Annotated in this window: 24 protein-coding genes, 1 tRNA gene and 1 riboswitch; of the genes, 22 read left to right on the plus strand and 3 right to left on the minus strand. The window is 48.2% G+C overall.

All coding sequences use genetic code 11. The features are described from left to right. Positions 1-210 precede the first annotated feature (210 nt). The 6 genes from MCG98_RS09815 (at position 211) to MCG98_RS09840 (ending at position 6644) form a co-directional block, all read left to right on the plus strand. The gene (locus tag MCG98_RS09815; RefSeq protein ID WP_240301813.1) at positions 211-897 is read left to right on the plus strand and encodes a response regulator transcription factor; all 687 of its coding nucleotides are present in this window, start codon (positions 211-213) and stop codon (positions 895-897) included. Beyond that, positions 894-1916, plus strand: a complete 1023-nt coding sequence (locus MCG98_RS09820; RefSeq protein ID WP_240301814.1) for a HAMP domain-containing sensor histidine kinase — start codon at positions 894-896, stop codon at positions 1914-1916. Before MCG98_RS09815 ends, MCG98_RS09820 begins: the two co-directional genes overlap by 4 nt. Positions 1917-1929: 13 nt before the next feature. After that, entirely contained in the window at positions 1930-2598 is a 669-nt protein-coding gene (locus MCG98_RS09825) for an ABC transporter ATP-binding protein (protein ID WP_240301815.1), read from the plus strand. A gap of 145 nt (positions 2599-2743) precedes the next feature. Continuing rightward, on the plus strand, positions 2744-5332 hold the full coding sequence (locus MCG98_RS09830) for an ABC transporter permease (protein WP_240301816.1): 2589 nt from the start codon (positions 2744-2746) through the stop codon (positions 5330-5332). A gap of 24 nt (positions 5333-5356) precedes the next feature. After that, the gene (locus tag MCG98_RS09835) at positions 5357-6040 is read left to right on the plus strand and encodes an ABC transporter ATP-binding protein (RefSeq protein WP_240301817.1); all 684 of its coding nucleotides are present in this window, start codon (positions 5357-5359) and stop codon (positions 6038-6040) included. Between the two features lie 127 nt (positions 6041-6167). Next, positions 6168-6644 (plus strand): hypothetical protein, encoded by a 477-nt coding sequence (locus MCG98_RS09840; RefSeq protein ID WP_240301818.1) that lies wholly within the window; start codon positions 6168-6170, stop codon positions 6642-6644. Positions 6645-6776: 132 nt separating this feature from the next. Here the strand turns inward: MCG98_RS09840 and MCG98_RS09845 are convergent, their stop codons facing one another. After that, on the minus strand, positions 6777-8117 hold the full coding sequence (locus MCG98_RS09845) for an MATE family efflux transporter (protein ID WP_240301819.1): 1341 nt from the start codon (positions 8115-8117) through the stop codon (positions 6777-6779). 97 nt (positions 8118-8214) lie between these two features. Then, positions 8215-8285: transfer RNA gene (locus tag MCG98_RS09850), tRNA-Gly, on the minus strand. A gap of 161 nt (positions 8286-8446) precedes the next feature. Beyond that, positions 8447-8559, plus strand: a riboswitch (TPP riboswitch). A gap of 272 nt (positions 8560-8831) precedes the next feature. Between MCG98_RS09850 and thiM the strand changes: the two genes are divergently transcribed. From thiM to cytX, 5 genes are read left to right on the plus strand one after another with little or no spacing between them, the layout of a single operon-like run. After that, positions 8832-9647 (plus strand): hydroxyethylthiazole kinase, encoded by an 816-nt coding sequence (thiM, locus tag MCG98_RS09855; RefSeq protein WP_240301820.1) that lies wholly within the window; start codon positions 8832-8834, stop codon positions 9645-9647. Then, entirely contained in the window at positions 9634-10263 is a 630-nt protein-coding gene (gene thiE, locus MCG98_RS09860; protein WP_275891320.1) for a thiamine phosphate synthase, read from the plus strand. Before thiM ends, thiE begins: the two co-directional genes overlap by 14 nt. Positions 10264-10266: 3 nt before the next feature. Beyond that, positions 10267-10926, plus strand: coding sequence for an HAD family phosphatase (locus tag MCG98_RS09865; protein ID WP_240301821.1), 660 nt, complete (start codon positions 10267-10269; stop codon positions 10924-10926). Then, positions 10926-11705 (plus strand): bifunctional hydroxymethylpyrimidine kinase/phosphomethylpyrimidine kinase, encoded by a 780-nt coding sequence (gene thiD / locus MCG98_RS09870; RefSeq protein ID WP_240301822.1) that lies wholly within the window; start codon positions 10926-10928, stop codon positions 11703-11705. Before MCG98_RS09865 ends, thiD begins: the two co-directional genes overlap by 1 nt. 20 nt (positions 11706-11725) lie before the next feature. Next, positions 11726-12925 carry a putative hydroxymethylpyrimidine transporter CytX gene (gene cytX, locus MCG98_RS09875; protein ID WP_240301823.1) on the plus strand — a complete coding sequence of 400 codons (1200 nt, stop codon included), beginning with the start codon at positions 11726-11728 and terminating at the stop codon, positions 12923-12925. On the opposite strand, the gene MCG98_RS09880 is transcribed toward cytX, so the two are convergent. Continuing rightward, positions 12866-13606, minus strand: coding sequence for a phosphatase (locus tag MCG98_RS09880; RefSeq protein ID WP_240301824.1), 741 nt, complete (start codon positions 13604-13606; stop codon positions 12866-12868). The genes cytX and MCG98_RS09880 overlap by 60 nt on opposite strands. 155 nt (positions 13607-13761) lie before the next feature. On the opposite strand from MCG98_RS09880, the gene MCG98_RS09885 reads away from it, so the two are divergent. The 11 genes from MCG98_RS09885 to MCG98_RS09935 all read left to right on the plus strand — a co-directional run bounded on the left by MCG98_RS09885 (position 13762) and on the right by MCG98_RS09935 (position 26262). Then, positions 13762-14262 carry an SEC-C metal-binding domain-containing protein gene (locus tag MCG98_RS09885; RefSeq protein WP_240301825.1) on the plus strand — a complete coding sequence of 167 codons (501 nt, stop codon included), beginning with the start codon at positions 13762-13764 and terminating at the stop codon, positions 14260-14262. A gap of 164 nt (positions 14263-14426) precedes the next feature. Next, positions 14427-14798 (plus strand): GntR family transcriptional regulator, encoded by a 372-nt coding sequence (locus tag MCG98_RS09890; protein ID WP_240301826.1) that lies wholly within the window; start codon positions 14427-14429, stop codon positions 14796-14798. Next, entirely contained in the window at positions 14795-15697 is a 903-nt protein-coding gene (locus tag MCG98_RS09895; protein WP_240301827.1) for an ABC transporter ATP-binding protein, read from the plus strand. Before MCG98_RS09890 ends, MCG98_RS09895 begins: the two co-directional genes overlap by 4 nt. Continuing rightward, complete coding sequence (locus MCG98_RS09900; protein WP_240301828.1) at positions 15672-17825, plus strand: DUF6449 domain-containing protein; 2154 nt, start codon at positions 15672-15674, stop codon at positions 17823-17825. The genes MCG98_RS09895 and MCG98_RS09900 overlap by 26 nt, the downstream gene beginning before the upstream one ends. Before the next feature lie 359 nt (positions 17826-18184). Next, a complete protein-coding gene (gene thrS, locus MCG98_RS09905; RefSeq protein ID WP_240301829.1) occupies positions 18185-20137 on the plus strand; it encodes a threonine--tRNA ligase in 1953 nt (650 codons plus the stop codon). Between the two features lie 77 nt (positions 20138-20214). Then, complete coding sequence (locus MCG98_RS09910; protein WP_240301830.1) at positions 20215-20538, plus strand: DUF1540 domain-containing protein; 324 nt, start codon at positions 20215-20217, stop codon at positions 20536-20538. A gap of 319 nt (positions 20539-20857) precedes the next feature. Continuing rightward, complete coding sequence (locus MCG98_RS09915; protein WP_240301831.1) at positions 20858-22357, plus strand: sugar ABC transporter ATP-binding protein; 1500 nt, start codon at positions 20858-20860, stop codon at positions 22355-22357. Positions 22358-22365: 8 nt separating this feature from the next. Beyond that, on the plus strand, positions 22366-23328 hold the full coding sequence (locus MCG98_RS09920; RefSeq protein WP_240301832.1) for an ABC transporter permease: 963 nt from the start codon (positions 22366-22368) through the stop codon (positions 23326-23328). 3 nt (positions 23329-23331) lie between these two features. Next, positions 23332-24300, plus strand: a complete 969-nt coding sequence (locus tag MCG98_RS09925; protein ID WP_240301833.1) for an ABC transporter permease — start codon at positions 23332-23334, stop codon at positions 24298-24300. A 48-nt stretch (positions 24301-24348) separates the two neighbouring features. Beyond that, a complete protein-coding gene (locus MCG98_RS09930; protein ID WP_240301834.1) occupies positions 24349-25386 on the plus strand; it encodes a substrate-binding domain-containing protein in 1038 nt (345 codons plus the stop codon). 54 nt (positions 25387-25440) lie between these two features. Continuing rightward, positions 25441-26262, plus strand: coding sequence for a sugar phosphate isomerase/epimerase family protein (locus tag MCG98_RS09935; protein WP_240301835.1), 822 nt, complete (start codon positions 25441-25443; stop codon positions 26260-26262). The last annotated feature ends 7 nt before the right edge of the window (positions 26263-26269 follow it).

Genomic DNA, 26269 nt, shown 5'->3' on the forward strand with positions numbered 1-26269 from the left:
TTCGACTGTCTGCTATCAGCCGGGGCGTCTGACAGAGTGGTCTGCCATTATGAGAAAAGTGATCGGATGATATGCTCATCTGTGTTTTGCATGAATCCCCGCAACTGTGACTATCACAGCCGCGGGGTATTTGTTTTGGTTTTTAATTGCGTGACAACTTAAGATAAGATATAATCTTAAAGTATATGCAAATACAGAGGTGACAGAAAAATGGTAAAAATTTTAGTGGTTGAGGATGACCTGGCATTGAGTGCAGGGCTTTGCTTTGAATTAGATTCGAACGGTTATATGACGGCGGCTGCCTACAATTGCCGCAAGGCGCGCCTGCTGCTTGGCAGTGAACACTTTGATCTGGCAGTTCTGGATGTGAACCTTCCCGACGGCAATGGCTTTGAGCTTTGCAGGGAAATTAAGTCAGAGCTGCCGGATATGCAGGTGATCTTTCTCACGGCAAATGATCTGGAACGGGATGTTTTAAACGGGTTTGACATGGGTGCGGATGACTATATCACCAAACCATTCAATATCCAGATTTTAAAACGAAGAGTAGAAGTCGCGCTCAGACGGAGCCAAACGGCTGGAAAGAGCTCCTGTAACCGGTATGATGATGGATACCTGCAGTTGGATTATGACTCCCTGGCGGCTGTCCGGAACGGTGATAAGCTGTCGATCACACCGAATGAATATAAGCTGCTGCGTGTGCTGACTGCCAGTTCCGGAAACATTGTGACGCGTCAGGTTCTGCTGGAGAAGCTGTGGGACTGCGAAGGCAATTACATCGATGATCATACGCTCACTGTGACGATCAACAGGCTGCGTGCGAAAATAGAAGATGAAGCACATACCTATATCAAAACCGTGCGGGGAATGGGGTATATCTGGATGGGAGGAAAATGATGAGAACACGCAGAAGAAGTATGCCCGTCAAAACACTTCTTACCATCATCAGCCTGATGCTCTGCTTATGGGGGATCATGTGGAATTACCTTCCCGCTGAAGGTGCACGGTATTTTATACCTGCATCCGGTGCCGCTGTTTTGATTCTTGCCGCTTTGTGGAACTGGGATCAGAAGAGGCAAATGTCTGATTTTGCAAATGACATCTGCGAGACGCTTGATGCACTGATGGATGAACGTGAGCCGGAGAATTATCAGCCGTATGAAGATTCAGCGGTCTCTAAGGTGCAGGGCAAACTGTTGCAGTACTATGAAAAGATGAAAGACGGCCGGCTTCAGAGCGTGCAGGATAAACAGACGATTCAGGAACTGGTCAGTGACATCTCGCATCAGGTGAAAACGCCCATTGCCAGTATCAGGATGTTTACCGGCATTCTGCAGCAGCACCGGCTGACAGACGAAAAACGGATGGAATTTCTGGGTATGATGGAGGGGCAGATCAATAAGCTGGAGTTTCTGATGCAGTCGCTGATTAAAATGTCCCGTCTGGAGACAGGGACATTTGTGCTGCATATGGAAGAGAAGAACCTGTACACCACAATTGCGGAAGCCGTCGGCGCAGTCTGGGCAAAGGCTGAGCGAAAAAACATTCAGATTGACGTGGAATGTGACAGCTGTGTACTTGTGAGACATGATGAAAAATGGACTGCCGAAGCCCTGGGAAATATTCTCGATAATGCGGTGAAGTATACCCCGCGGGGCGGGGATATCCATGTGACGGTCCGCCCTTGGCAGTTTTACACCCGTGTGGACATTACGGATACCGGAATGGGCATTTCAAAAGAACACTATCATGACGTATTTCAGCGTTTTTACAGAGCGCAGGAGGCCGCGCCGCAGGAGGGTGTCGGCCTGGGATTGTACCTTGCCCGTGGTATTATTACCCGGCAGAAGGGTTACATCAGCGTAACATCCTGTATCGGCAGAGGCAGCACATTTTCTGTTTATCTGCCGAGTTGAGGAGAAGACATCTATGGATATCGTAACAACAGATCATTTAAAGAAATATTTTGGAAAAAGGACACATCAGGTGAAGGCTTTGGATGATGTCAGCCTTGGCATTGAAAAAGGCAGATTTACGGCAATCGTAGGAGCATCCGGGTCAGGTAAGACCACGCTGCTTCATCTGATTGGAGGCCTGTATAAACCAACAGGGGGAACGGTCAGCGTCGACGGGGTGAATCTGGCAGATCTGACGGAAGAACAGCTTACGGTGTTCCGGCGCAGGAAGGTCGGGTTTATCTTTCAGGGATATAACCTGGTGCCTGATCTGACGATACGGGAAAATATCCTGTTCCCGCTGGCGCTGGACGATTCCAGACCAGATGAGTGTTTTTTTGCCGATATTGCAGAAATGTTAGGGCTAGAGGAAAAGCTCAGTGCGTATCCCTACATGCTCTCGGGGGGAGAACAGCAATGTGCGGCGATTGCCCGTGCCCTGATTACGAAACCTGTCATCGTTCTGGCAGATGAGCCGACCGGAAACCTGGATGCCAGATCAAGTCAAAATGTTGCCGGGCTTTTGAAAATGACAAGTGCGGTTTTTCACCAGACGCTGATTATGATCACGCATGACCTGGAACTTGCACAGCTTGCAGATCGTGTGGTACGCCTGCAGGATGGCCGGATAATGGAATCGTAATATTTTTTGCGCCCCGCCCGATAACAGCGGGGCGTTTTCTTTCTGAAAAAGATTGTATGGTACAAAAATGTACCTTTACGGTACCTTTACTGTAACACAGAGGTGATATGCTGATATCAGATAGAAAACAAGGGAGGAACCACGCATGAAAGATATGCTGAATACACTTGTGAAGCGCAGCTTTGCAGCCAGTAAGGTGCGCAATCTGATCGCCGTTCTGGCTATTGCTCTCACAGGTATTTTATTTACATCCGTCACTACGATCGCCATGGGAACCATGGAATCCATGACACTTACGATGCAGCTGCAAAAAGGGAGTAAGTCTGACGGAGATTTCCGAAATATGACTGCCGGACAGTTTGAGTCCCTGAAACAGGCGGACTTTATCAGGCAGGCAGGTCAGCGGATGCCGGTCGGATTCCTGACCAACACGAACCGTCATAACATCGAGTTTGATGTGCTGGATGAGGTGCAGGCAGAGCTGACGTTCTGCAATCCCAGTCACGGCATAATGCCGGATGCGCCAAATGAGATTGTCGCCTCCGACCGTGCGCTGCGCGAATTGGGGGCAGAGCCGGAGATCGGAGCACAGGTCACGATCGAATTTACTGTTCACGGACAGGAGTACCGTCTGCCGATGGTCGTGTCGGGATGGTATGAGGCAGCTAATGATCAGACGAGTATGATGGCTGCAGGCACTGCTTTTTGCAGAGAATATCCGGACATATTTCAATATACCTATGACAGTGACCGCGAAATCGCAGGAACTTACTGGTCGGATTTTGTGGCGGACAGCACCGTGGGACTGCAGGAAAAGATGGATGAGTTTTCCCGGAGCGTTGGCGGTGATCCGGATGATTTGCAGTCGGATCATTATCTTCCCGGCATCATCAATACGATGACGAATCCGGCACCGGATCCTAAAATGATGGCGGCCGGTGCAGCATTTGTGGTATTGTTCATACTCTGCGGATATCTGCTGATCTATAACGTGTTTGACATTGCGGTCATGCGTGAAATCCGACGCTATGGTCTTTACCGTACCATCGGCATGAGCAGAGGCCAGGTCAAAAAACTTATCAACCGGCAGGCACTCCTGCTTTCCTGTCTGGGGGTTCCCGCCGGACTGATCGGCGGGTTCTTTATTGGCCGTGCGGCCCTGCCTGTCGTTATGTCTACATTATCTGTCGAATACCGCAACATTGCAGTGGATGTTTCACCTTCCCCTGTTATATTCCTGGGAGCGGCGGCGCTCACATTTTTTACCGTTTATCTCAGCACCCGCAAACCAGTCAGAGTTGCCGCAAATACACCTCCACTCGAGGCATTCCGCTACGTGGAGAGCAGTACAGGAAAAAAGAAAGTAAAGAGGAGCAGTATCAGCGCCAGTCTGCCGCGGCTGGCGTGGTCGAATCTCGGACGCAGCAGACGGCGCAGTGTTTTTATTATCGTATCTCTGATGCTGTGTGTCGTGCTGCTCAACTGTGTCGGTACAGCAGCGAGCAGTCTGGATATCGAAAAGCAGGTGGCTTATATGATTCGCACGGACTTTGCCGTGGTCAATACCGCCACCAGTGATGGCATGAAAGGTTTTACAAACCGGGAGCAGGCACTAAAACAGAAGACCATGAAGGATATTGCAGCCCGGCCCGGGGTAACAGAAGGAAATCCTGTCTACAAAAATACGCTCGAAGACACAGATGTCACTTATGATTTCGGTATTTCTTTCGCAAATTTCAGTACCGATACTGAGACGGGGCTGAACAGGGGGATCACCGAAGATGGTTTCTGGTTCGGTCTTGGAGATGACGGCAAACCCATCTGCAACGTATATGGTATGGAGGAAGCGTCGATTGCCCGTATGGATATTCAGGAAGGCGAAACGGATGTCCGGGTCCTCTATGAAAAAATGAAACATGGAGAAGGGGTTCTGCTGGGTATTCAGGCAGACCGGCAGACGATGAAGATAGATGAAACATTTGATTTCCTGAATATCGGCGATGAGATCAAAGTATATAAAAATGGTCAGCCGGTGATGAACCTTCCGGTGCTGGCAAAAGCGGCAACGAACGGCGATGATGAAGAGATCGGCTTTACCGTGGGAGGTTCCATGAAAGTGGGCGGAGATGGCGTCTACCTTTATCTTCCGGCTAGTGTTTACCGCGAGCTGTACGACCAGCCGTCAGTATATAAATACTCTTTTAATGCAGAGCCGAATCAGAGAGAGGATGTGACAGCTTTTCTGAATGATTACATGGAGAACGTGGATAACAGTATCACGTTCCTGTCTGCTGATTCAGCGCGTGCAAATGCTGAGGGGACACGGGATATGATCAACTTCGTGGGAGGCCTGGTTGGCATCATCTTTGGAATTGCAGGGGTGTTGAACCTTATGAATACACTGATTACAACGGTACTTACCCGCCGTCATGAATTTGCAACCATGCAGAGCATCGGAATGACGAGTCGGCAGCTCAGAAAAATGATGATGTTTGAGGGAGTTTATTATGCGCTGGGCGCCTGCAGTCTGGGTGTAATCGCTTCAGTAATTTTAAACCTGACGCTGGTGCGCAGTATCACAGGAGGAATCTGGTATTTTACCTTCCGTTTTACATTGCTGCCCGCAATGCTGACTTCTGGCGTGTTGCTGATAGTATCAGTAATCGTCCCGGTTCTGGCACTGAAGGTATTTAACAGAGGAAGTATTGTAGAACAGCTGCGTGTGACAGATTAAATCAGATAGATGGAGGATCATTTTATGGAATGTATTTTAAAGACAACCGGTTTAAAAAAGTATTACGGAACAGGCGATACGATGGTCAGGGCGCTGGACGGTGTAGATCTGGAAATCGAGAGAGGAAAATTCACTGCGGTCATCGGGACCTCAGGAAGCGGAAAGTCCACACTTCTGAATATGCTGGGCGGGCTGGATATCCCCACAGCGGGAAGTGTTAAGATAGGGACAACAGAACTGTCAAAATTAGACGGCGAACAGGCTACAGTCTTTCGGCGAAAACAGATTGGATTTGTTTTTCAGAACTTTAATCTTGTACCTGTGCTTAGTGTATGGGAAAATATTGTATTTCCGATCTCGATGGACGGGCAGAAGCCGGATAAAAAATTCATTATGAAGGTAGTACAGCTGCTGGGGCTTGAGCGTAAGCTTGACAGCCTGCCGAACAATCTGTCCGGCGGTCAGCAGCAACGTGTGGCGATTGCCCGTGCATTGGCTTCCAAACCGTCGATCATTCTGGCGGATGAGCCGACAGGCAATCTTGATACCAGGACCAGCGACGACGTGATCGGGCTCCTGAAAATGACGAGCAGGGAATTTCATCAGACCATTGTCATGATCACACACAATCCAGAGATCGCACAGATGGCAGACCGGGTCGTGAGGATTGAGGACGGGAAGATCGTGAATGAAAATCATGTTATCTGATCTGTCACTGAATAACATACACTGGGAAAAGTTTTAACGTTCAGGACAGGCAGGGCAACAAAATGAAGCTTTTCAGACTGCAAATGCAATGATATAATATGCATATACCAAAGGAAGGAGAATGCATATGTCACTGACAAAAGAAGATCTGCAGGCGATCGCACAGATTGTTGATTCGGCGCTGGAGGAAAAATTAGACGAAAAACTGGACGTGAAGCTGGATGAGAAACTTGAGAGACTGGAAGCAAAGTTTGACGGGAGATTTGAGGAGCTGGAAGCAAAGTTTGACGGGAGATTTGAGGAGCTGGAAGCAAAGTTTGATGAGAAACTTGAGAAGCTTGAGACAAATTTTGACGCAAAACTGGACCCGATCAATTACCGGCTGGATGGTATTGAGAGCAGGATGAGCCGGATGGAACTGAAGCTGGAGAATGAAATCTGCAGAAATGTTAAGATTATCGCGGAGGGGCACCTGGACCTGTGCCGAAATCTGAATGAGACGATCCGGATCTCAAATGACATCAGGGCAACTGAGGAACTGCAGAATATCAGGCTGAATGTACTGGAACATGAAGTGAGAATGTTGAGGTGCCGGGTAGCCTGAACAGTATGATTGCAATGCAGGGGGTGTATCATGGGTTACAGTGAGTAACAGAAAGTCCGATTTCCTCAGAGGGAGAATCCCCGTAACCGGAAATCGGACTTTCTGTAATTCAGGCTCATTTGACAGGTACGGTTATTTTTGTTTCAGCCGCTTGAAACAAATCAGGAAAAACACGATGCCGTATACTGTCGTGATCGGTGTGGCGAGGCCAACCAGCATCAGAGATGCGCCCGGAAGCCGGGACATCAGAATGGACACCGGGATACGGATACAGAATGCGGAAGTGATTCCCTGCAGCATAACGGGAATGCTTTTGCCGCAGCCGTTAAAATATCCGATGCTGCTGAACAGTATACATGTGAGAATACAGTCTGCCGAAAAGCCCCTCAGGTAGCTGGCACTCTGTGCGATCACCGCCTGGTCGGACGTGAAAACTGTGGACAGCCCGGCACCGCCGAAGAAACCGGCTATAAACATCACGATTCCAACCGCTATCCCCGAAAGCATGGCAGTATAGAATCCCTTTTTCGCGCGGTCCATCTTTCCGGCGCCCACATTTTGTGCGACAAAGGCGGAGACACTCTGCATGACAGAAGAAGGAACCAGCATGATAAAAGTTACGATTTTCTGTGCAACTCCATATCCGGCAGAAGGCTGCAGTCCCATACCATTGATGATGGAATTGATGACCAGAAAGGAAATCTGTACCATGGTTTCCTGAAGAGCGATGGGAACCCCTATTTTCAGGATCAGCCGCAGTTCCCTTGAGATTATCCTGCACTGTCTGAAGGAAAACGAGATGGGAAGATCCTGACGTCTCAGTACGATCAGGGAAGCCGCCACGGACACTCCCTGGGCGGCGATTGTGGCCAGCGCAGCACCTGCCACGTCCATCTTGAAAACTCCGACAAGCAACAGGTCTCCAATAATATTAACGATGCATGCGATACCGACGAACAGGAAAGGAAGATTGGCATTCCCGACACCGCGAAGGATACTGCTGATGACATTATAGGCGATAATGATCAGAATACCGCCGGAGCAGATACGGATATAGGTGACGGCTTTGTCAAACGATTCCGCCGGTACCTGCAGGAGGTGTGCAATGTTCCCTGCGAATACTTCCAGCAGTATAGTTGCTATAATACCGATGACCACAAACAGTACAATGGAGGTACCGACCGTATTACCGGCTTCTTCTGGTTTTTTTTCGCCGATATGCTGACCGATCACTACCGTTGCACCCATGGCAAGACTGGTTATAATGAAAGTTACCATCTGCATGAATGCACTTCCGGTTCCGACTGCAGATATGCTGCTCGCATCGCCAAACTGGCCTACTACCAGCAAATCTACCGCGCCGTATGCTGCCTGAAGCACCAGTGCACCCAACACAGGCAGAGCAAACCGTACAATAGCCTGAAAAACGGAACCTTCCGTAAATGTAATTTCACTGTTCTTTTCTTTTGTCATCCTACCCTCCCCATGATTCACTGCATATCCTAATTGACGCATAACGTAAAAAGGAATAGCTCTCCAAAAAGGAAAGCTATTCCGCTTTCAAACTGACAGCAGATAAGGGGAATCGAACCCCCCTCTCCAGCTTGGGAAGCTAGCATTCTACCGATAAACTATATCTGCATGTCATTTATTATAACAGTTTTTCCTGAAAAATCAAGTGTTTAGGCAGGATTTGAATTTTAAAAAATGAATTTATTCCTGAAATAACAACACCATTGCCTTTCAGATGTTCTGCAAAGCTTGCAAACAGAAGACAATGTTGCTATAATACAATTAAAATTTTATAATTGCAGGGGAACTGATGCAGTTGAGAAGGCAGCGCACAGCAAGTGGCGCACCTGACCCTTTGAACCTGTCGGTTAATACCGTCGTAGGGAGCAAACAAACACAGTATGGAATAGAATGCCTGGGGATTTGCACCCGGGCATTTTTTTATATACCAGGAAAGTACTCCAATTTGTTCTATGCGCAAAGCTATAACTTTCCTGGTATACAAAAACCCTCCGGGGGATGCACACAATGTGCATAGGAAGGCTGCTTTGCAGCTGCACATTGGCGCACAAAGTGTACAAGTCCCTCATGAGTGAGGGATTTAGGGAGTTGAAGTGGACTTGTTCACTTTGTTACGTTTGCAATTATAATTCAAGAGAAAAAGGAGAGAAAAAAATGAGTGTAAAACAGGAAGCAGCAAAACTGAACACCGGGATGAGAAATACGGCCCCCCTTGTCCACAACATTACAAATTATGTGACAGTCAATGACTGTGCGAACGCCCTGCTTGCCATAGGAGCTTCTCCAATTATGGCGGATGATATTCTGGAAGCCGCCGATATCACGTCCATTTCCTCAGCGCTGGTCATCAATATTGGAACACTGAATCAGAGAACCATAGAGTCCATGATCCTTGCGGGAAAAAAGGCGAATGAACTGGGGATTCCCGTTGTCTTTGATCCGGTGGGAGCGGGAGCGTCAAAACTTAGAAATGAGACGACACAGAGAATTCTGGAGCAGGTTGAGATCAGCATTTTGCGTGGGAACCTCTCGGAGGTGTCTTTTGTTGCGGGTCTGTCAGCATCCACCAAGGGGGTAGACACATCAGAGGAGGACAGCGATAAAGACGCACTGGCGGTAGCAAAATCGGCGGCTGAGAAGCTCTCCTGCACAGTTGCCGTCACAGGTGCCGTTGATGTCGTAACGGACGCAAGCCGCGCTGTCAGGATTTTTAACGGACATCCAATGCTTTCAAAGATTACGGGAACCGGATGTATGGCGAGCGCAATTACCGGCGGTTATGCGGGAATGAGACAGGATGCATTTACAGCGGCAGCGGCAGGCGTGATGTCTATGGGAATTGCCGGAGAAATCGCATATGAAAAAGCAGGACACACGGGAACCGGCAGCTTTCACGTGGCACTGATTGATGCGCTGTCCATACTGAATGAACAGATGATAGAGGAGATGGGAAAAATTGAGGAAGCATAATATTGATTATACTTTGTACCTGTGTACAGATCGGGAACTGATGAGTACGGAAACGCTGGAAGAGGCGGTGGAGAAAGCGATAAAAGGCGGATGCACCGTGATTCAGCTCAGGGAAAAGGATTGTTCATCCATGGAGTTTTACCGGACGGCAATGAACATCCGTGAGATCACCAGAAGATATCAGGTACCGCTGATCATCAATGACCGTGTGGACATTGCGCTGGCTGTCGATGCAGACGGCGTACATGTCGGACAGAGTGACCTTCCTGCCAGGGTTGTGCGCAGTATCATCGGTGAGGATAAGATTGTCGGCGTATCCGCCGCCAGGCTCTCTGAAGCGGAACAGGCTGTGAGAGACGGTGCAGATTACCTGGGTGTGGGAGCAATGTATCCTACGGATACCAAGACAGATGCACGTCCTGTTACGATGGAAGAACTGAGGAGCATCCGCGGTGCCGTTGACTTGCCGATTGTTGTCATCGGGGGGATCAATCAGAAAACCGTGCATCATTTTAAAGGTACCGGAATCAACGGACTGGCGGTCGTATCTGCTATTATCGCTGCAGAAGATATAGAACAGGCTGCCAGAGACATGGTGTCGATGTTCAGGGAGTAGAAGATGAAAGAGTTTAAAGCGGCAATATTTGACCTGGACGGAACACTTCTGGATTCAATGGGGGTCTGGGAAACGGTTGATATCGAATTTTTAGGAAAACGGAATCTCTCCCTGCCTGGGGATTACCTGGAAACGATCACACCCATGGGATTTGAGGCGGCCGCCGATTATACGGTGAAACGTTTCGGATTAAAGGAAGAGCCGGAAGCGATCATACAGGAGTGGTACTCCATGGCGAAGGATGCCTACCGAAATACCGTTGGGTTGAAGCCGTATGTCCGGGAATATCTCAGGGTGCTGAAAGAAAGGGGGATTCGGATCGCGGCGGCGACATCGTCGGATAATGAGCTGTTTGGACCGGCACTTCTCAATAATGGAATTGACGGGTACTTTGAACACATCGTTACGGTCCGGGATGTAAAACGGGGAAAGGGTTATCCGGATATATATGAGGAGGCAGCTTTTAGACTGGATGTAAAACCGGAGGAATGTGCCGTGTTTGAGGATATTTTAAAAGGAATCGAAGGTGCCAGGGCGGGCGGATTTTTTGCAGTCGGAGTATATGACCGGTACTCAGAATACGAAAAGGATGCCATGATAGCGCTTGCTGACCGGTATATCTATGACTTTGGGGAAATGATGGAAGGAGAACATAAAATCTGATGAAAACAGTATTGACGATTGCGGGCAGTGATTCGAGCGGAGGCGCCGGTATTCAGGCGGATATCAAGACAGTTACGGCGCACGGACTGTATGCCATGAGTGCGATCACGGCGCTGACGGCACAGAATACTACGGGAGTCTATGGCATAATGGAAGTGACGCCGGAATTTCTGGCTAATCAGCTGGACTGTATTTTTAAAGATATTTATCCGGATGCCGTAAAGATCGGGATGGTATCTTCGGCGGCCCTGATCGAGGTGATTGCAGATAAATTAAACGAATACAGGGCACACCATATTGTGGCGGATCCCGTGATGGTATCAACGAGTGGAAGCCGGCTGCTGGCTGAGGATGCCTCCGAGACTTTGATTCATACGCTGATACCGCTTGCAGAGGTGATTACACCGAATATACCGGAGGCGGAGGTACTCTGCGGGATGGAAATAAAATCAGCGGCAGATATGGAGAAAGCGGCTGTGAAAATAGCAGATTTCACAAAGGGAGCAGTGCTGATAAAAGGCGGTCATGACCTGAATGATGCCAATGACCTGCTGTATGCGGACGGCAGTTTTGAATGGCTGAATGGTGAGCGCATCAGCAATCCAAACACCCATGGAACAGGGTGTACACTGTCCTCTGCGATTGCGTGCGGTCTGGCAAAAGGGGACACGCTGACTGACAGTGTAAAATCTGCCAAGACATATATATCGGGGGCATTGCGCGCCAATCTCAACCTGGGGCGCGGCAGCGGTCCGCTCAATCACATGTTTAAAATCTGATATAAAGGGGGAATCGTGAAGTGGAGGAAAAGAAAACATCGACGCTTGGCAATGGGCTGATCTGGTTCGGTGCTGCGGTGTCGATCGCTGAAATATTGACGGGTACCTATATTGCACCGCTGGGCATGCAGAAGGGAACAGCAGCTATCCTGCTCGGACATGTGATCGGGTGTCTGTTGTTCTTCCTTGCCGGACTCATCGGAGGCCGGACGGGAAAAAGTGCGATGGAGACTGTGAAAATGTCGTTCGGGAACAGAGGGGCGCTGCTGTTTGCTGTACTGAATGTGCTGCAGCTGGTGGGATGGACTGCCATCATGATCATCAACGGAGCACTGGCGACGACTGTTATCACAGGCAAGCTGTGGGGAATCGACCAGGCATGGATATGGTGTCTGGCAATCGGCGCATTGATTATCCTGTGGATCGCCGTGGGCATTAAAAATATCAGTAAGCTGAACTATATTGCCATGGGAGCATTGTTTATACTGACTGTCATTTTAAGCACGGTCGTATTCAAAGGTACACCAGCAGTATCCACAGAGGAAAGCCTGAGTTTCGGTGCGGCTGTAGAACTGAGTGCGGCGATGCCGCTGTCCTGGCTGCCCCTTATATCGGATTATACGCGGGATGCAAAAAAACCACGGCAGGCTACCGTGGTCAGTACGCTTATTTATTTTGCGGGGAGCTGCTGGATGTACGCCATAGGAATGGGAGCCGCTATTTTTACGGGGGAGACAGACATATCGAAGATTTTACTCCAGGCGGGGCTCGGAATTGCAGGTGTTGTCATTCTTGTGGTGTCAACGGTGACTACGACGTATCTCGATGCATTTTCTGCAGGTGTGAGCGCAGAGAGTATTTCGCGGAGACTAAAGGAAAAGCCGATGGCGATCGGTGTGGCGGTGATCGGTATATTGCTCGCAGTCTTTACTCCGATTCAAAGCTTCGAGGGTTTTCTTTATTTGATCGGATCTGTCTTCGCGCCTATGATAGCAATCCAGATTGCAGATTTTTTTATCCTGAAACGTAAGCGTGATGATTGCAGTGCAGATTGGGTGAATCTGATCCTCTGGGGTACAGGCTTTCTGGGCTACCGGATGTTTATGAAAATTGACACACCGGTCGGGCAGACGCTTCCTGTCATGCTGATCATCATCGTGTTAAGCGTTCTTGTGCGAAAGGTTGGTGTATTTCAGAAAAAGACTGACGGATGTGTTTAATACCAGATCTGCCGGAAAGCCGGTTTCTTCAATCAGCTGAAAAGCAGCTGCGTGATTGCCGATCTCAGTATCCGTATGGGCGTCACTGTTGACGATGACCGGCTGGCCGTATTTTTTGCAGAGCAGCAGCATCCCGCGGTCGATATCACGGGCGCCGCGGCGGGTGGTTCTTGAATCCAGGGAGTGATTGTTCAGCTCCAGAACCTTGCCGTGTTTTCTGGCACCCTCTACCAGCGCTTCCATGTGTACAGGAAAACGGCCGTCATCCGGATGACCGATGATATTGATGTATGGATGCTCCATTACACGCAGGTAAGCGCGGGTGTTCTCGACAATATCACCACACGGATAGCATGGCGGGTGGATACTGGCGATGGCAACATCCATTTTAGCCAGTTCTTTTGGACCGAGGTCGATGTCGCCTCCCGGCAGGATATTCAACTCAACGCCGATTAAGTACCGGGTGATTTTGCCGAATTTTTCATGGTAATACTCCCGGTCGATCATATCGGAATTACTGAAATAATACGGATGGGTACTGCCGGGCATTGCCGGGGCGTGATCGGTGATCGCAAGCAGTTCGAGATTCTTTTCGGCAGCTGCCTGCATCATCTCTGTCATGGTGTTGTATGCGTGTCCGCTGACGATGGTGTGTGTGTGCGCGTCTAATACGTCTTTCATGATTATTCTCCTCCTGTGATGTTGGGCATCTACACTTATTATAATGAAAATCAGATAAAATAAAAGCAGTTGAAAAAAAAGTCTGTATCATATATACTATATCTGTTAGCATCACGGGCGTGGTGGAAGTACGAAGTGAAAGAAGGGACGTATAAATGAGTTTATTAGAACAGTGGAGAAAAATTGCGTATGATCAGAACGCAGATAAGGGGAAACTTCAGAAATTCTGGGCAGAATATTTTCTGGTTGAAAAAGGAATCTATGAACAGCTGCTTGCAGATCCGGATGAGGTTGTGACCGGAACGGTAAAAGAGCTGGCCGAAAAATATGAGATCGATGTGATGACGATGGTCGGTTTTCTGGACGGCATCAATGACAGCCTGAAGGAAGCGAATCCAATCGAAGAGATGGATGAGGATACCACGGTCAATCTGGGATTTGATAAAGAGCTGCTGTATAAAAACATGGTTGATGCGAAAGCTGACTGGCTTTATGAGCTCCCGGCATGGAATGATATCTTTACACCGGAGCACATGAAAGAGCTGTATCTGGAACAGAAGAAATCCGGTACGATTGTAAAGGGACACAAAGTCGGAAGAAACGATCCATGTCCATGCGGAAGCGGTAAAAAATATAAAAAATGCTGCGGTAAGTAAACGGACATGTCTGCTTGCACAGATGCACAGACGCTGTCCGGAACTTTCATAGTAAATATAAAAAAATCATAAAAGCCTTGACGAATGTGTCAGGGTTTTTATATAGTATAAGTGTATTAATACCATTAGTACACTTGATACACAAGTGGTGGAAGGAGGCATTCATGATTGTGTTGGATTATCAGGACCGCAGGCCGCTTTACGAACAGATTACCGAGAAACTGCAGATGTTAATCATTAAAGGGGTTTTAAAAGAAAACGAACAGATGCCGTCTGTCAGAAATCTGGCCATGGAATTGTCAATCAATCCAAACACTATCCAGAGGGCATACGGGCTTCTTGAGCAGCAGGGATATATCTATCCCATTAAAGGACGGGGGAACTTTGTTTCTTCCAGAACGAGTTTTATTACCGAGAGAAGACGCTGCTTCTTTGATGACCTGGATATGCTGCTTGCGCAGGGATATGATTTGGGAATTGAAAAGACAGACATGTATTCTCATGTAGATACAATCTATAAGGAGGGGAGCCGATGATTGAAATAAAGAATATCCGCAAGCAGTTCGGCGATGTACAGGCGATTCATGATATGAGCGCAGATATTCGCGAGGGGGCAGTTTTTGGACTGGTCGGAACGAACGGAGCCGGGAAAAGTACATTTCTGAGAATTGTCAGCGGTATTTTGAAACCAGATACCGGAGAAGTGCTGATCGATGGAACGCCTGTATATGAGAACAGGGTTGCTAAGGAAAAACTGTTTTTCATTTCTGATGACCAGTATTATTTTCCGAATGCTTCTGCGAAAGATATGATGGAATATTATGCGATGATCTATCAGGACTTTGACAAAAGAAAGTTCAAAGAGTATCTTGAAAAATTCGGGCTGGATATGGAAAGAAAGATTAATACATTTTCGAAAGGAATGAAACGGCAGGTATCAGTATTGCTCGGAATATGTGCCAATACGAAGTATCTGCTGTGTGATGAGACCTTTGACGGACTTGATCCGGTAATGCGCCAGGCAGTAAAGAGCATGTTTGTGTCAGAGATCATGGGCAGGGATTTTACACCGGTGATAGCGTCCCACAACCTTCGGGAGCTGGAAGATATCTGTGATCATGTCGGACTTCTTCATCAGGGAGGAATCCTGTTTTCAAGAGACCTGGAAGAGATGAAATGCATGATTCATAAAGTTCAGTGTGTCATCCCGGTCACGGCTGACGAGGAGCAGCTGCTCAAGGAGCTGGATGTGCTGCAGTGTATAAGGAGCGGTTCTCTGCTGACGATTACTGCAAGAGGGTCAAAATGTGAGATTCTGGAACGGGTGGAACGCAAAAATCCACTGTTCTGCGAAATACTTCCTCTGACCCTGGAAGAGATCTTTATCAGTGAAACGGAGGTGGCAGGATATGACATCAAAAATCTCATTTTTTAAAATGGTTCGAAGTGATATGAAGCGAAGGATATGGGTCATGGCACTTTTGTTCCTGGGCTTCTTTATCGTGCTGCCTCTCGGCTGCATGCTGAAAGTTGGTAATTACCAGAGGATGCTCGCAGACGGCGGGATCAAGGCGGCGGATCTGTTTGAGATGACGGCGCGTTACGTCAGTGCGGATAACTATCTGGTTGCGGCAGGGATTGTAGTGAGTGCGGTACTGGCTGCATTTACTGGTTTTTCCTACCTGCAGTCAAAGAATAAACTGGATCTGTTTCACAGTATTCCTGTGAAGCGTGAGACGATGTTTGGGATGCAGTATGTCAGCGGGCTTTTCATTTTTTTGATTCCTTACGGTGTCAATATCCTGCTGATGCTGATCGTGTGTATCACACGTACTGTCTGCACGGCTGCAGTGATGAACAGTTTCATTGTGGGTATTTTCATTCAGCTGTTCTATTTTCTGCTGTTTTACCATGTGGTGATCATTGCTATTCTGATGACGGGGAGAATCCTGGTCAGTGTGTTCGGGACCATTGTGTTTTTCGGTTATGCTCCTGTGCTGCAGGCAGTCGTATGCGGGTATTATCAGACGTATTTTGATACGTTTTATATGTCCGGTAACAGTCTGTTCCATAAGATACTGGGGTATTTATCACCGGCCACCATGTACATCAACCATATGACAGTTTTTTACGAAAAGGAACAGAACAGTATCTCTGTTTTGCTGGAAAACTGGTTCATGCTGGCTGCAGTCATTGGGATTGCTGCGATATTGCTGGTTGTCGCGCTTTGGCTGTATAAGAAGCGTCCGTCGGAAGCAGCACTGCACTCCATGGTGTTTCCGAAATCAAAACCGGTGATCAAAGTTCTGCTGCTGACAGTTCTTTCTGCGGCATGCGGCCTGTTTTTTGCTGGCATGGCAATGGAGGCAGTGGATTTCTGGGCTGTATTCGGGATTGTATTCGGAGCAGTTATTCTGCACTGCATTGTAGAAGTGATCTACTCCTATGAATTTAAAAAGGTGCTGTCTCAGAAGATTACATTTTTCATCTCGCTTGGCGTAGTTCTGTTGTTTGCAGCTGTATTCCGTTTTGATATTTTTGGCTATGATACGCGGATACCACAGGAGAATAAAGTTGAGGCAATGGCTGTGTCTGTAAGCGGACTGGATGATTATATTAACTATTCTGTTCAGACAGATGAAGAACAGCTGTACTCCTATTCGATGGATGAGTATCGCTTTAAATACGGAAAGATGGAAGACATCAAGGCCGCTTATGCGCTTGTCAGACAGGGTGTTGAGAATGAAAAAGTGCAGGGCTACAAGGATTCAAAAGGCGAAAACTGGACTCTGGTGAGTGTGAAGTTCTATCTGAAGGGAGGCGGTGTTAAGTACCGCAGTTATCACATGAGGGATGAAGATCTGGAATCAATAATCCCATCCCTGTATAATACGCCTGGATTTAAAGGTGGAGAATATCCGCTTCTGAACATGAATATACAGAATCCTGAGATCAAACAGGTAGAACTGAGTGATGCCTATCATGCAAATGAGATTATGAGTATCACGAAAGAGGATGCGCAGAAGCTTCTTGCTGTGTACCAGGATGAGTTGAGGGAGGCATCTGATGAAGATTTAAAACCGGAAGCGGTCATCGGGGTTTTGGATTTTTATAAAGATTCCTATGAGGAGCTTGCGACAGCATGCAGTGTATATGAGAGCTTTGAAGAGACACGCAGTCTGCTGAGTGAATTGGGATACGATATGCAGGGTAAACCGGAAGTGTCGGAAGTGGACCAGATCACCATCTATAATTATACAGAAGATTACTCAATGGATACGGCTGACTATTCGTCCATCGCGATGGTAAATGAGGACGGGTCGGTGACGTTCACTGAGACGAATGATATTCAGGAGATTCTGGATAATTCTATTATAAACAGAAACAGCAGCCTTTACGAGGAAATGGGTTACAATATCAGTATGGTTATGGAACGGACTGATGAGAGCGGAAATAAAATGATGTCGTACTATTCGTTCAAGAGAGGCATGGTTCCTGACTGTGTGACGGAGGCGTTCGACAGAGTGGCGGAGGAAGTAGAAAAATTGGCCGGCAAAGGTTGACAAAAAGATGCAGGATGCTATAATGACATTACTATTATGTCATCACAGTGAAGAGAAGAGTAAAATGTGGCAACCATTCAGAGAAAGATGCAAAATGCTGGAAGCATCTCATGGGGAAACATTTGAAAACTGACTCTGAGTGACCCTGATCCGGTCCGGTGATTCCGTTATCATCAGCTGAGTGGTACTGGCAGTGACGTCAGTACAATCAGGGTGGAACCGCGCGTAAGTCGTCCCTGTCTGTGAGAGCAGACCGGGGCGATTTTTTAGCTGTGATATGTGTCACAGCGTATTGCGGCAGGCAGGTATGAATTACTGTCAGGTTGGAAAAAAAGTCAATTGGAATGAGGAGAATTATAATGCAGATTACATTGAAAGATGGAACAGTGAAGGAATATGGGCAGGCGATGTCAGTTTATGACATAGCTCTTGATATCAGTGAAGGACTGGCGCGTGTTGCGACGGCTGGCTTGGTGAATGGTGAGGTTGTGGACCTGAGGACGGTTGTGGATTCAGATTGTACTCTCAGCATTCTGACGGCTAATGAGCCGGAAGGTCTGGCGGCGCTTCGTCATACGACTTCCCATGTCCTGGCTGAAGCGGTGAAGCGCCTGTATCCGGAAGCAAAACTGGCGATCGGACCGTCGATTGACACCGGATTTTACTACGATTTTGACAGTCAGTCTTTTACAAGAGAGGATCTGGATGCGATCGAAAAAGAAATGAAGAAGATCATCAAAGAAGGTGCGAAGCTGGAGCGCTATACAATGCCGAGAGCGGAAGCGATCGCTTTTATGCGGGAGAAAGATGAACCGTATAAGGTTGAACTGATAGAAGACCTGCCGGAGGATGCAGTGATTTCTTTCTATTCGCAGGGAGACTTTGTTGACCTCTGTGCCGGACCGCATCTGATGAGCACCAGATCAATAAAGGCATTTAAACTGATCTCCTCCTCAGGCGCGTACTGGAGAGGCAGTGAAAAAAATAAGATGCTGACCCGTATCTATGGAACGGCATTTGCAAAAAAAGAGGAGCTGAAAGAGTATCTGCATCAGCTGGAGGAGGCCAAAAAAAGAGACCACAACAAGCTGGGGCGCGAGATGGAGATCTTTACGACTGTTGATGTAGTTGGACAGGGTCTGCCGCTGATCATGCCCAATGGTGTGACGATCATTCAGACGCTGCAGCGCTGGATCGAGGACGAGGAAGAAAAGCGTGGTTATATCAGGACGAAAACTCCTCTGATGGCAAAGAAAGACCTGTATGTAATATCAGATCACTGGAATCATTATAAAGAAGGTATGTTCGTACTGGGGGATGAAGAAAAAGACGAGGAAGTCTATGCACTCCGTCCGATGACGTGTCCGTTCCAGTACTATGTATACAAGGCAAAACAGCACAGCTACCGTGAACTGCCGCTGCGATATGGTGAGACGTCCACGCTCTTCAGAAATGAGGATTCCGGTGAGATGCACGGACTGACGCGTGTCCGTCAGTTTACGATCTCGGAGGGGCATCTGATCATTCGCCCTGATCAGGTTGAGGAGGAGTTTAAAGGCTGTGTGGATCTGGCTAAATACTGCATGACAACCCTGGGACTTCAGGACGATGTGACTTACCGCCTCTCACTCTGGGATCCCAGGAATCAGGAAAAATACCTGGGAACAGAAGAGATGTGGAATGAAGTGCAGGATACGATGCGCCAGATCCTGGGTCATATCGGCATTGATTTCACAGAGGCGGAAGGGGAAGCGGCGTTCTATGGACCCAAGCTGGATATTCAGGCGAAAAATGTATACGGCAAGGAAGATACCATGATCACGATTCAGCTGGATATGTTCCTGGCAGAACGTTTTGACATGAGTTTTGTGGACAAAGACGGAGAGAAGAAGCGTCCGTATATTATCCACCGCACGGCGATGGGATGCTATGAGAGAACACTGGCATGGCTGATTGAAAAATATGCCGGTCTGTTCCCGACGTGGTTATGTCCGGAACAGGTGCGTGTACTTCCGATTTCTGAAAAATATCAGGATTATGCGGTAAAAGTGGAGGCACAGCTGAAAGAAAACGGTATACGCTGCTCTCTGGATAACCGGAGTGAAAAAATCGGTTATAAGATCAGGGAAGCGAGACTGCAGAAAGTTCCGTATATGCTGGTCGCAGGCGCCCAGGAAGAGGAAGAGGGGGTGGTTTCTGTCAGAAGCCGTTATCTCGGAGACGAGGGGCAGAAAACACTGGATACTTTTATTGATGACATCTGCCGCGAAATCCGAACAAAAGAAATTCGTAAAATTGAAGTTGAAAATTAAAAAAACATGGCATTTTAATATGTATAAAAAGCACGGAAGCGCACATACTATCCCAAAATGAAAAGGAGGTAGTATGTATGCCAGTATTAAGTTGTGCAGCAACAACATGCATTTACAACAAAGACGAACTCTGCTCAAAAGGAGAGATCAAAGTCGCAGGTGACGATGCACGTCATCCGGACGATACCTGCTGTGCAAGTTTCGTGGAGCGCAGTGATTCCATGAGCAACAGCGCTGACGGCGGCTGCGGATGTACAACCATCGATATCTGCTGTGAGGCATGTAAATGTACATTTAATGACCATGAAAAATGTACAGCAAGAGAAATCGGAATCGAAGGTTCCAATGCCTGTTCATGTGAAGAGACAGAATGCGGAAGCTTTCGCTGTGAAAATTGCTGATAACAGAAGTATTGTTTAAATGATAAAAAATCCCGTCTATGACACACGTATCATAGACGGGATTTTTTATTTCAAGTTTTTCTTATGCAGAATTAAAAATATTTTATAATACATAAAACAAATGCGATGATAAACAAAAAACAATAATCGGTAAATTGTAAATATATATATAAAATAACGCTTAAATATGGTAAAAATGCCATTAAATAAAAAATTAATCCGATAATATTGACAAAAAAAGTGGAATAATGCATAATGTTAAAAAGTAAAACAAATGATAAAACATAAAACAAAAAATAAAACTAAAGGAGGGGGAAGCGTGGGGGCATATATTCAGATTCGCAATGTCTGCAAACAGTTTTACGGTGTGTACGCACTGAGGGATATCAGCTTCGATATTGAACAGGGCAGTGTCCACGCCATCATGGGAGAGAACGGTGCGGGGAAAAGTACGCTGATGAAGATTCTGGGCGGGGCATACCAGGCGGACGGCGGTACGATCAGTATTGGCGGCAGAGAGCGGAGCATCAAAAATGTCAGGGATGCGGATGAGTGCGGAATCAGTGTTATTTACCAGGAATTTAATCTGGTGCCCGAACTGACGGTGGCGGAGAATATCTTTATCTCGGATATACCGAAAAAGACTTTTTTTGGAATCGTGGAGAAGAAAAAGCGATCTGCAAAGGCAAAAGAACTGCTGGATTTTCTGGAGATCAATGTAGGTCCTGACGAGTATGTGAAAGACCTTTCGGTGTCAGAAAAACAGATGGTGGAGATTGCAAAATCGATATCAAGGAATTCGGATATCATCATCATGGACGAGCCGACGGCAGCCCTGAATGAGGAGGAGGTCGAAAAACTGGAAGAGGTCGTGCATATGCTCAGGAATGAGGGCAAGACGATCCTGTACATATCACACAGGCTGAAAGAGGTGTTTGATATGGCAGATACCGTCACGGTTCTGCGAAACGGCGAGTATGTGGATACGAAACCGATCAGCAAACTGACGGAGGCGGATATCATCAAACTGATGGTAGGCCATGAGATCGATCATGGTGAGGTGCGCCCCTGCCATGCAACGGACCATGTACTGCTGGAGGTCAGGGGACTGACTCTGAAAAATGTATTTGAAGACGTTTCGTTTTGTCTCCATCAGGGGGAAATACTGGGTGCAGCCGGCCTGATGGGATGCGGAAGGGAAGAGGTACTGTCTGCGATCTACGGACTGTTCCAGTATGACAGCGGACAGGTGTTCCTGGACGGGAGAGAAGTGCGGTTTAAGAATCCGCAGGATGCCATCGAACACGGCGTCTGTTTCCTGACGGACGACCGGAAGGACAAGGGAATCCTTCCGATGATGTCGGTTGAGGAGAATGTGACCCTGATCTCCATACGCAGCCTGAAGAAGAAATTTGGCTTTTATATCGATCCGAAAAGCGAGCAGGAACAGCTTCGGAATATGACGGACTTTATGGCGATCAAATACGCAAATGCAAAGCAAAAGATCTCCTACCTGAGCGGAGGAAATCAGCAGAAGGCGCTTCTGGGGCGAGACCTGCTGCTGGACAACAGAGTGTTCATCATGCTGGAGCCGACCCGCGGTATCGACGTCGGGGCGAAAGAAGAGATCTACAACCTGCTGTCCGAGCTTGCACGAAACGGAATGGGAATCATCGCAGTGTTTTCTGATATGAATGAGCTGATCAAGGTCTGTGACCGCGTGATTGTATTCTGCGACGGGAGGGTGACGGGGGGCCTGACGAGAGACGAATTCAACAAAGAACGGATTCTGACGTTTGCATCAGGAAAGGAGGCGTGAGCGGGAAGATGAAAAAAATCATATCCAGACATAGCGAAAACATCAGCCTGGGAATTGTGATCATCGTGCTGCTCGCCATATTCTCTGTGATGCAGCCGAACATGATGACGGCATTCAATATTAAAAATATTCTGGTTCAGGTTTCGCTGACGGCTATCGCCGCTGCGGGCATGACGTTTGCTTACACGGCGGGCGTATTTGATATGTCCATCGGATCGATCCTGGCTCTGGTGAGCGTGGTGGTGGCAAAAGTTGCCACCGCGGCAGGACTGTTTCCGGCGATAATGGCGGCTTTTGTGATCGCCGTGACGGTCGGAATCATCAATGGCTTGATTGTGACAAAGCTGCAGATTCAGGCGTTTGCCGCGACGCTCGTAACGATGATTCTGATTAGGGGGATCGCGGTGCTTCTGGCAAACGGCGCGGATGTTCCGCTCTATTCCATGACAAGCGTCAAATTTATCTCATCGGGAAGTGTCGCCGGGATCCCGTTTCCGATACTGCTGACCGTAATCGTCTATGGATGTGCCTGCTTCATTTACCATGCCACGGCATTTGGGATGAAGATACGGAGTGTCGGTTCCAACGCCGATGCATCGCGTATTTCAGGCATCAATACAAACAGGATGATCATCGCGGCATTCGTGCTGACGGCAGTGACGGCAGTCTTCTCGAGTCTTATAAAGACTGCGCAGGTCATGTTCGGAAAGGCGACGATCGGGGAAGACTTTGCGCTGGATGTCATGACGACCGTTATTCTCGGGGGGACCCTCATCACGGGGGGAAAAGGAAACCTGACAGGAACTCTGATCGCTTCAATACTGATCGCAGTGATCAAGAACGGACTGAACATCAATAATGTGAATTCCTATTATCAGCAGCTTGTGATCGGCGTGATCCTGATCTTTGCGCTGGTGGTAAACGGGGTCAAGACAATGAAGAACGAAAAACAGATCAGGAGGGAGGGTTAGGAGATGAAAAAAGTGAGTGTTGGAAAACACGTCGTTGTGCTGATCCTGGCGGTTTTCTGGATCATCATGTTTGCACTGAACGGGAACTTCCGTATGGGAGATAATCTCGCAAGTATTCTCAGGGAGGCGTCTTCCACGGGAATTGCGGCGCTTGGAATGACATTTATCATTATCATGGGAGATTTTGACCTGTCCATCGGTTCCATGCTGGCTTTCCTCGGCATCGTGATGGCGGGCACCATGAATTCTGTCGGAATGGGTCCGTCTCTTATACTTGTGTGTATCGCCGGGGTGATATGCGGGCTGCTCAACGGAGTGATCGTTTCGTATTTTAATGTGCCGGCATTTATCACAACCCTGGGAACGTATTACAGTTTCCGGGCGCTGGCGTACATCCTGAATAATGCCAATACGATCATGTGCACAAAACCCTCATTTCTTCAGATTGGAAATGGAAGCATAGGCATCATACCAATCCCGTTTATCATGCTGCTCGTGCTTGCTGTGACAGGAGCGGTCATCCTAAACCGGACAGTATACGGCAGAAATGTCCGTGCTCTGGGAAATTCGATGGAGGCGTGCAGAATCAGCGGGATCAACACGAAGAGGGTAAAGACACTGGCGTTCATGCTGATGGGATTTTGCACAGCGGCAGCCACGATGATTGTGACGGCGAGACAGGCATGTGCCAGCCCGGATGTGGCGACCAATTTTCATTTCGATGCGATAACCGTTGTGGTACTGGGAGGAACAAAACTGACAGGAGGGGAGGGTAGTATTTTTAACACAGTGATCGCAGCGATCCTGTACGCGAGTGTGGCTAATTGCCTGAATCTGTATCACGTGGATGCAAAATGGCAGAGAATCTGCATGGGAATCATCCTGCTGCTGGCATTCTCCTTTGATTTCATCCAGCGTACGGTCAGCAGACTGCGGGAAAACTCTCAGAAAAAAACAGCACAGAGTGCATGACACAAATGCAGGCAAAAACACAGTGAAAGACGAGCAAAGGAGAAGAATATGAAAAAAATTAAAAAAATGCTGGCGGTAATCCTGATAACGATCCTGGCGATTTGGCTCATCGGATGTGGTTCCCCGTCAAAACAGGAGGAACAGGCGAGTGACAGCGCTCAGGCTGATACAGCAAAGCCGGCCAACGGTGGGAGCGGAGAAGATGCCGGCGGGGATTCTAAGGGAGTGATCGCGTATTCCTGCTATAACATGAGCTGGGAGTATTACGTGACGCTGGCAAAGGGCGTAAAGGAGGCGGCGGAGGCAGCCGGGTATGATTATGTGGAGCATGACCAGCAGAGTGATCAGAGCATTATGATCCAGGGATGTACAGACCTTCTCAATCAAAACATCGCATGTCTTGTGCTGACTCCCTGCAAACCCGAGGCGGCTGCAAATATTTATAAGATCGCTGAAGAAAAGGGAATTCCGGTCGTGCTGGCAGATATCAGTACCGAGGCGCAGGGATACCTGGCATGTCTGAAATCAGATAATTATGACGGAGGCGTACTGGCTGGAAAGTATGCGGTGGAAAAACTGGCGGATACGGATGATTCTAAGAAAGCGGCGATGATCACCGTGGACCCGTCCAACACAAATATTGTGCGGAGTGACGGATTCAAAGACACTGTGGAAGCGGCAGGATGGCAGGTAGTGGCAGAGCTGTCCGGACAGTCAGAGCCGGATATCGCATATTCCTGTATGCAGGATATCATTACAGCAAATCCGGATGTGGAGATCGTATTCTGCAGCAATGACCCGATGGCGATCTCGGCATCGCAGGCGGTCGCCGATGCAGGTCTCGTACCGGGTGAGGATGTACATATTATTGGATATGATGCACAGACCAACGTATTCGAGCCGATCAAAAACGGTACGGTGCTCGGCACGGTTGCACAGGATCCGTACGGCATGGGATCGGGGTCTGTGGAGGTGTTCCTGAAAAATCTGGACGGGGAGGCTCCGGGCTATGACGATGAGGCCACGAAGATTATCTATACGGATCAGTGGATCATTGACAAAGACAATGCGGCTGAATACGAATAAGCGACGGCGGCGGTAAGCCGCCGCCGGCTGTGATCAGTGACAGGAGTGTGTAAAATGAATGGATTTCAACTGGGAATCTGCATGTGGGGGTTTCCTATGCAGGGACCGACCGGAGTGCGGATGGCGGCGGAAATAGGATTTGCGGGCGCGGAGATCGATCTGGGACCGTATGAGAACGGATACCCGCTGTCGAATCCACGGATTCAAAATGAATACCGGAACGTGAGCCGGGATTTTGGGATTGCGATCACATCGATCGCGGTTGAGCTTCTAAACTGTTACGGCCTCACCAATCCACTGGACACCAGAAAGGGAATGATCGCCATGGAGGGGTGTCAGCGTGCGATCGATGCGGCGGCGCAGATGGAGGTTCCTGTGGTCCAGCTTCCCAGTTTCAACGACGGGGCGATCCTGGACGAGGAGGGATTTCTGAACACATGCGAAAAGATCCGGCTGCTGTGCGAATATGCGGAGGGTGCGGGGGTTATCCTTGCGACAGAAAACGCACTCTCCATTGGCGACAGCCTGCGGATGATGGAGGAAGTAAACTGCAGTGGCTTTAAGATGATGTTTGACACACAGAATTATTTTCTTGCCGGGGTATCCGACACGGCAGAGTATCTGAGGGAACTGGCCCCCTATGTGGTGCAGATTCATCTGAAAGACGGATACCACCGCAAGCTGAGCAGTGCGCTTCTCGGGACAGGTGAGAGCGGATTTATGGAGACGGCGGCGGTGATCCGGGAGACAGCGTGCAGTGAATGGCTGCTTCTGGAGAATTATTACAATCAGGAGCCTTTGAGCCGGCTGGATGCGGATCAGTTTGAAATTGTGAAAAAAGATATGGAGATTGTAAAACGAATATTTGAATTGTGATGAAGGA

Source organism: Ruminococcus sp. OA3 (assembly GCF_022440845.1).
Lineage (GTDB): Bacteria > Bacillota > Clostridia > Lachnospirales > Lachnospiraceae > Ruminococcus_G.

Excerpts from the sequence above, each read along its gene's own strand:
- MCG98_RS09890 (WP_240301826.1), top strand. The coding sequence starts at position 14,427 with ATGATTGTGTTGGATTATCAGGACCGCAGGCCGCTTTACGAACAGATT.
- MCG98_RS09835 (WP_240301817.1), top strand. The coding sequence starts at position 5,357 with ATGGAATGTATTTTAAAGACAACCGGTTTAAAAAAGTATTACGGAACA.
- MCG98_RS09895 (WP_240301827.1), top strand. The coding sequence starts at position 14,795 with ATGATTGAAATAAAGAATATCCGCAAGCAGTTCGGCGATGTACAGGCG.
- MCG98_RS09935 (WP_240301835.1), top strand. The coding sequence starts at position 25,441 with ATGAATGGATTTCAACTGGGAATCTGCATGTGGGGGTTTCCTATGCAG.
- MCG98_RS09930 (WP_240301834.1), top strand. The coding sequence starts at position 24,349 with ATGAAAAAAATTAAAAAAATGCTGGCGGTAATCCTGATAACGATCCTG.
- MCG98_RS09865 (WP_240301821.1), top strand. The coding sequence starts at position 10,267 with ATGAAAGAGTTTAAAGCGGCAATATTTGACCTGGACGGAACACTTCTG.
- MCG98_RS09910 (WP_240301830.1), top strand. The coding sequence starts at position 20,215 with ATGCCAGTATTAAGTTGTGCAGCAACAACATGCATTTACAACAAAGAC.
- MCG98_RS09815 (WP_240301813.1), top strand. The coding sequence starts at position 211 with ATGGTAAAAATTTTAGTGGTTGAGGATGACCTGGCATTGAGTGCAGGG.
- MCG98_RS09920 (WP_240301832.1), top strand. The coding sequence starts at position 22,366 with ATGAAAAAAATCATATCCAGACATAGCGAAAACATCAGCCTGGGAATT.
- MCG98_RS09820 (WP_240301814.1), top strand. The coding sequence starts at position 894 with ATGATGAGAACACGCAGAAGAAGTATGCCCGTCAAAACACTTCTTACC.
- thiM (WP_240301820.1), top strand. The coding sequence starts at position 8,832 with ATGAGTGTAAAACAGGAAGCAGCAAAACTGAACACCGGGATGAGAAAT.
- MCG98_RS09830 (WP_240301816.1), top strand. The coding sequence starts at position 2,744 with ATGAAAGATATGCTGAATACACTTGTGAAGCGCAGCTTTGCAGCCAGT.
- MCG98_RS09840 (WP_240301818.1), top strand. The coding sequence starts at position 6,168 with ATGTCACTGACAAAAGAAGATCTGCAGGCGATCGCACAGATTGTTGAT.
- MCG98_RS09885 (WP_240301825.1), top strand. The coding sequence starts at position 13,762 with ATGAGTTTATTAGAACAGTGGAGAAAAATTGCGTATGATCAGAACGCA.
- MCG98_RS09880 (WP_240301824.1), bottom strand. The coding sequence starts at position 13,606 with ATGAAAGACGTATTAGACGCGCACACACACACCATCGTCAGCGGACAC.
- thiD (WP_240301822.1), top strand. The coding sequence starts at position 10,926 with ATGAAAACAGTATTGACGATTGCGGGCAGTGATTCGAGCGGAGGCGCC.
- MCG98_RS09845 (WP_240301819.1), bottom strand. The coding sequence starts at position 8,117 with ATGACAAAAGAAAAGAACAGTGAAATTACATTTACGGAAGGTTCCGTT.
- MCG98_RS09925 (WP_240301833.1), top strand. The coding sequence starts at position 23,332 with ATGAAAAAAGTGAGTGTTGGAAAACACGTCGTTGTGCTGATCCTGGCG.
- MCG98_RS09825 (WP_240301815.1), top strand. The coding sequence starts at position 1,930 with ATGGATATCGTAACAACAGATCATTTAAAGAAATATTTTGGAAAAAGG.
- thrS (WP_240301829.1), top strand. The coding sequence starts at position 18,185 with ATGCAGATTACATTGAAAGATGGAACAGTGAAGGAATATGGGCAGGCG.
- MCG98_RS09900 (WP_240301828.1), top strand. The coding sequence starts at position 15,672 with ATGACATCAAAAATCTCATTTTTTAAAATGGTTCGAAGTGATATGAAG.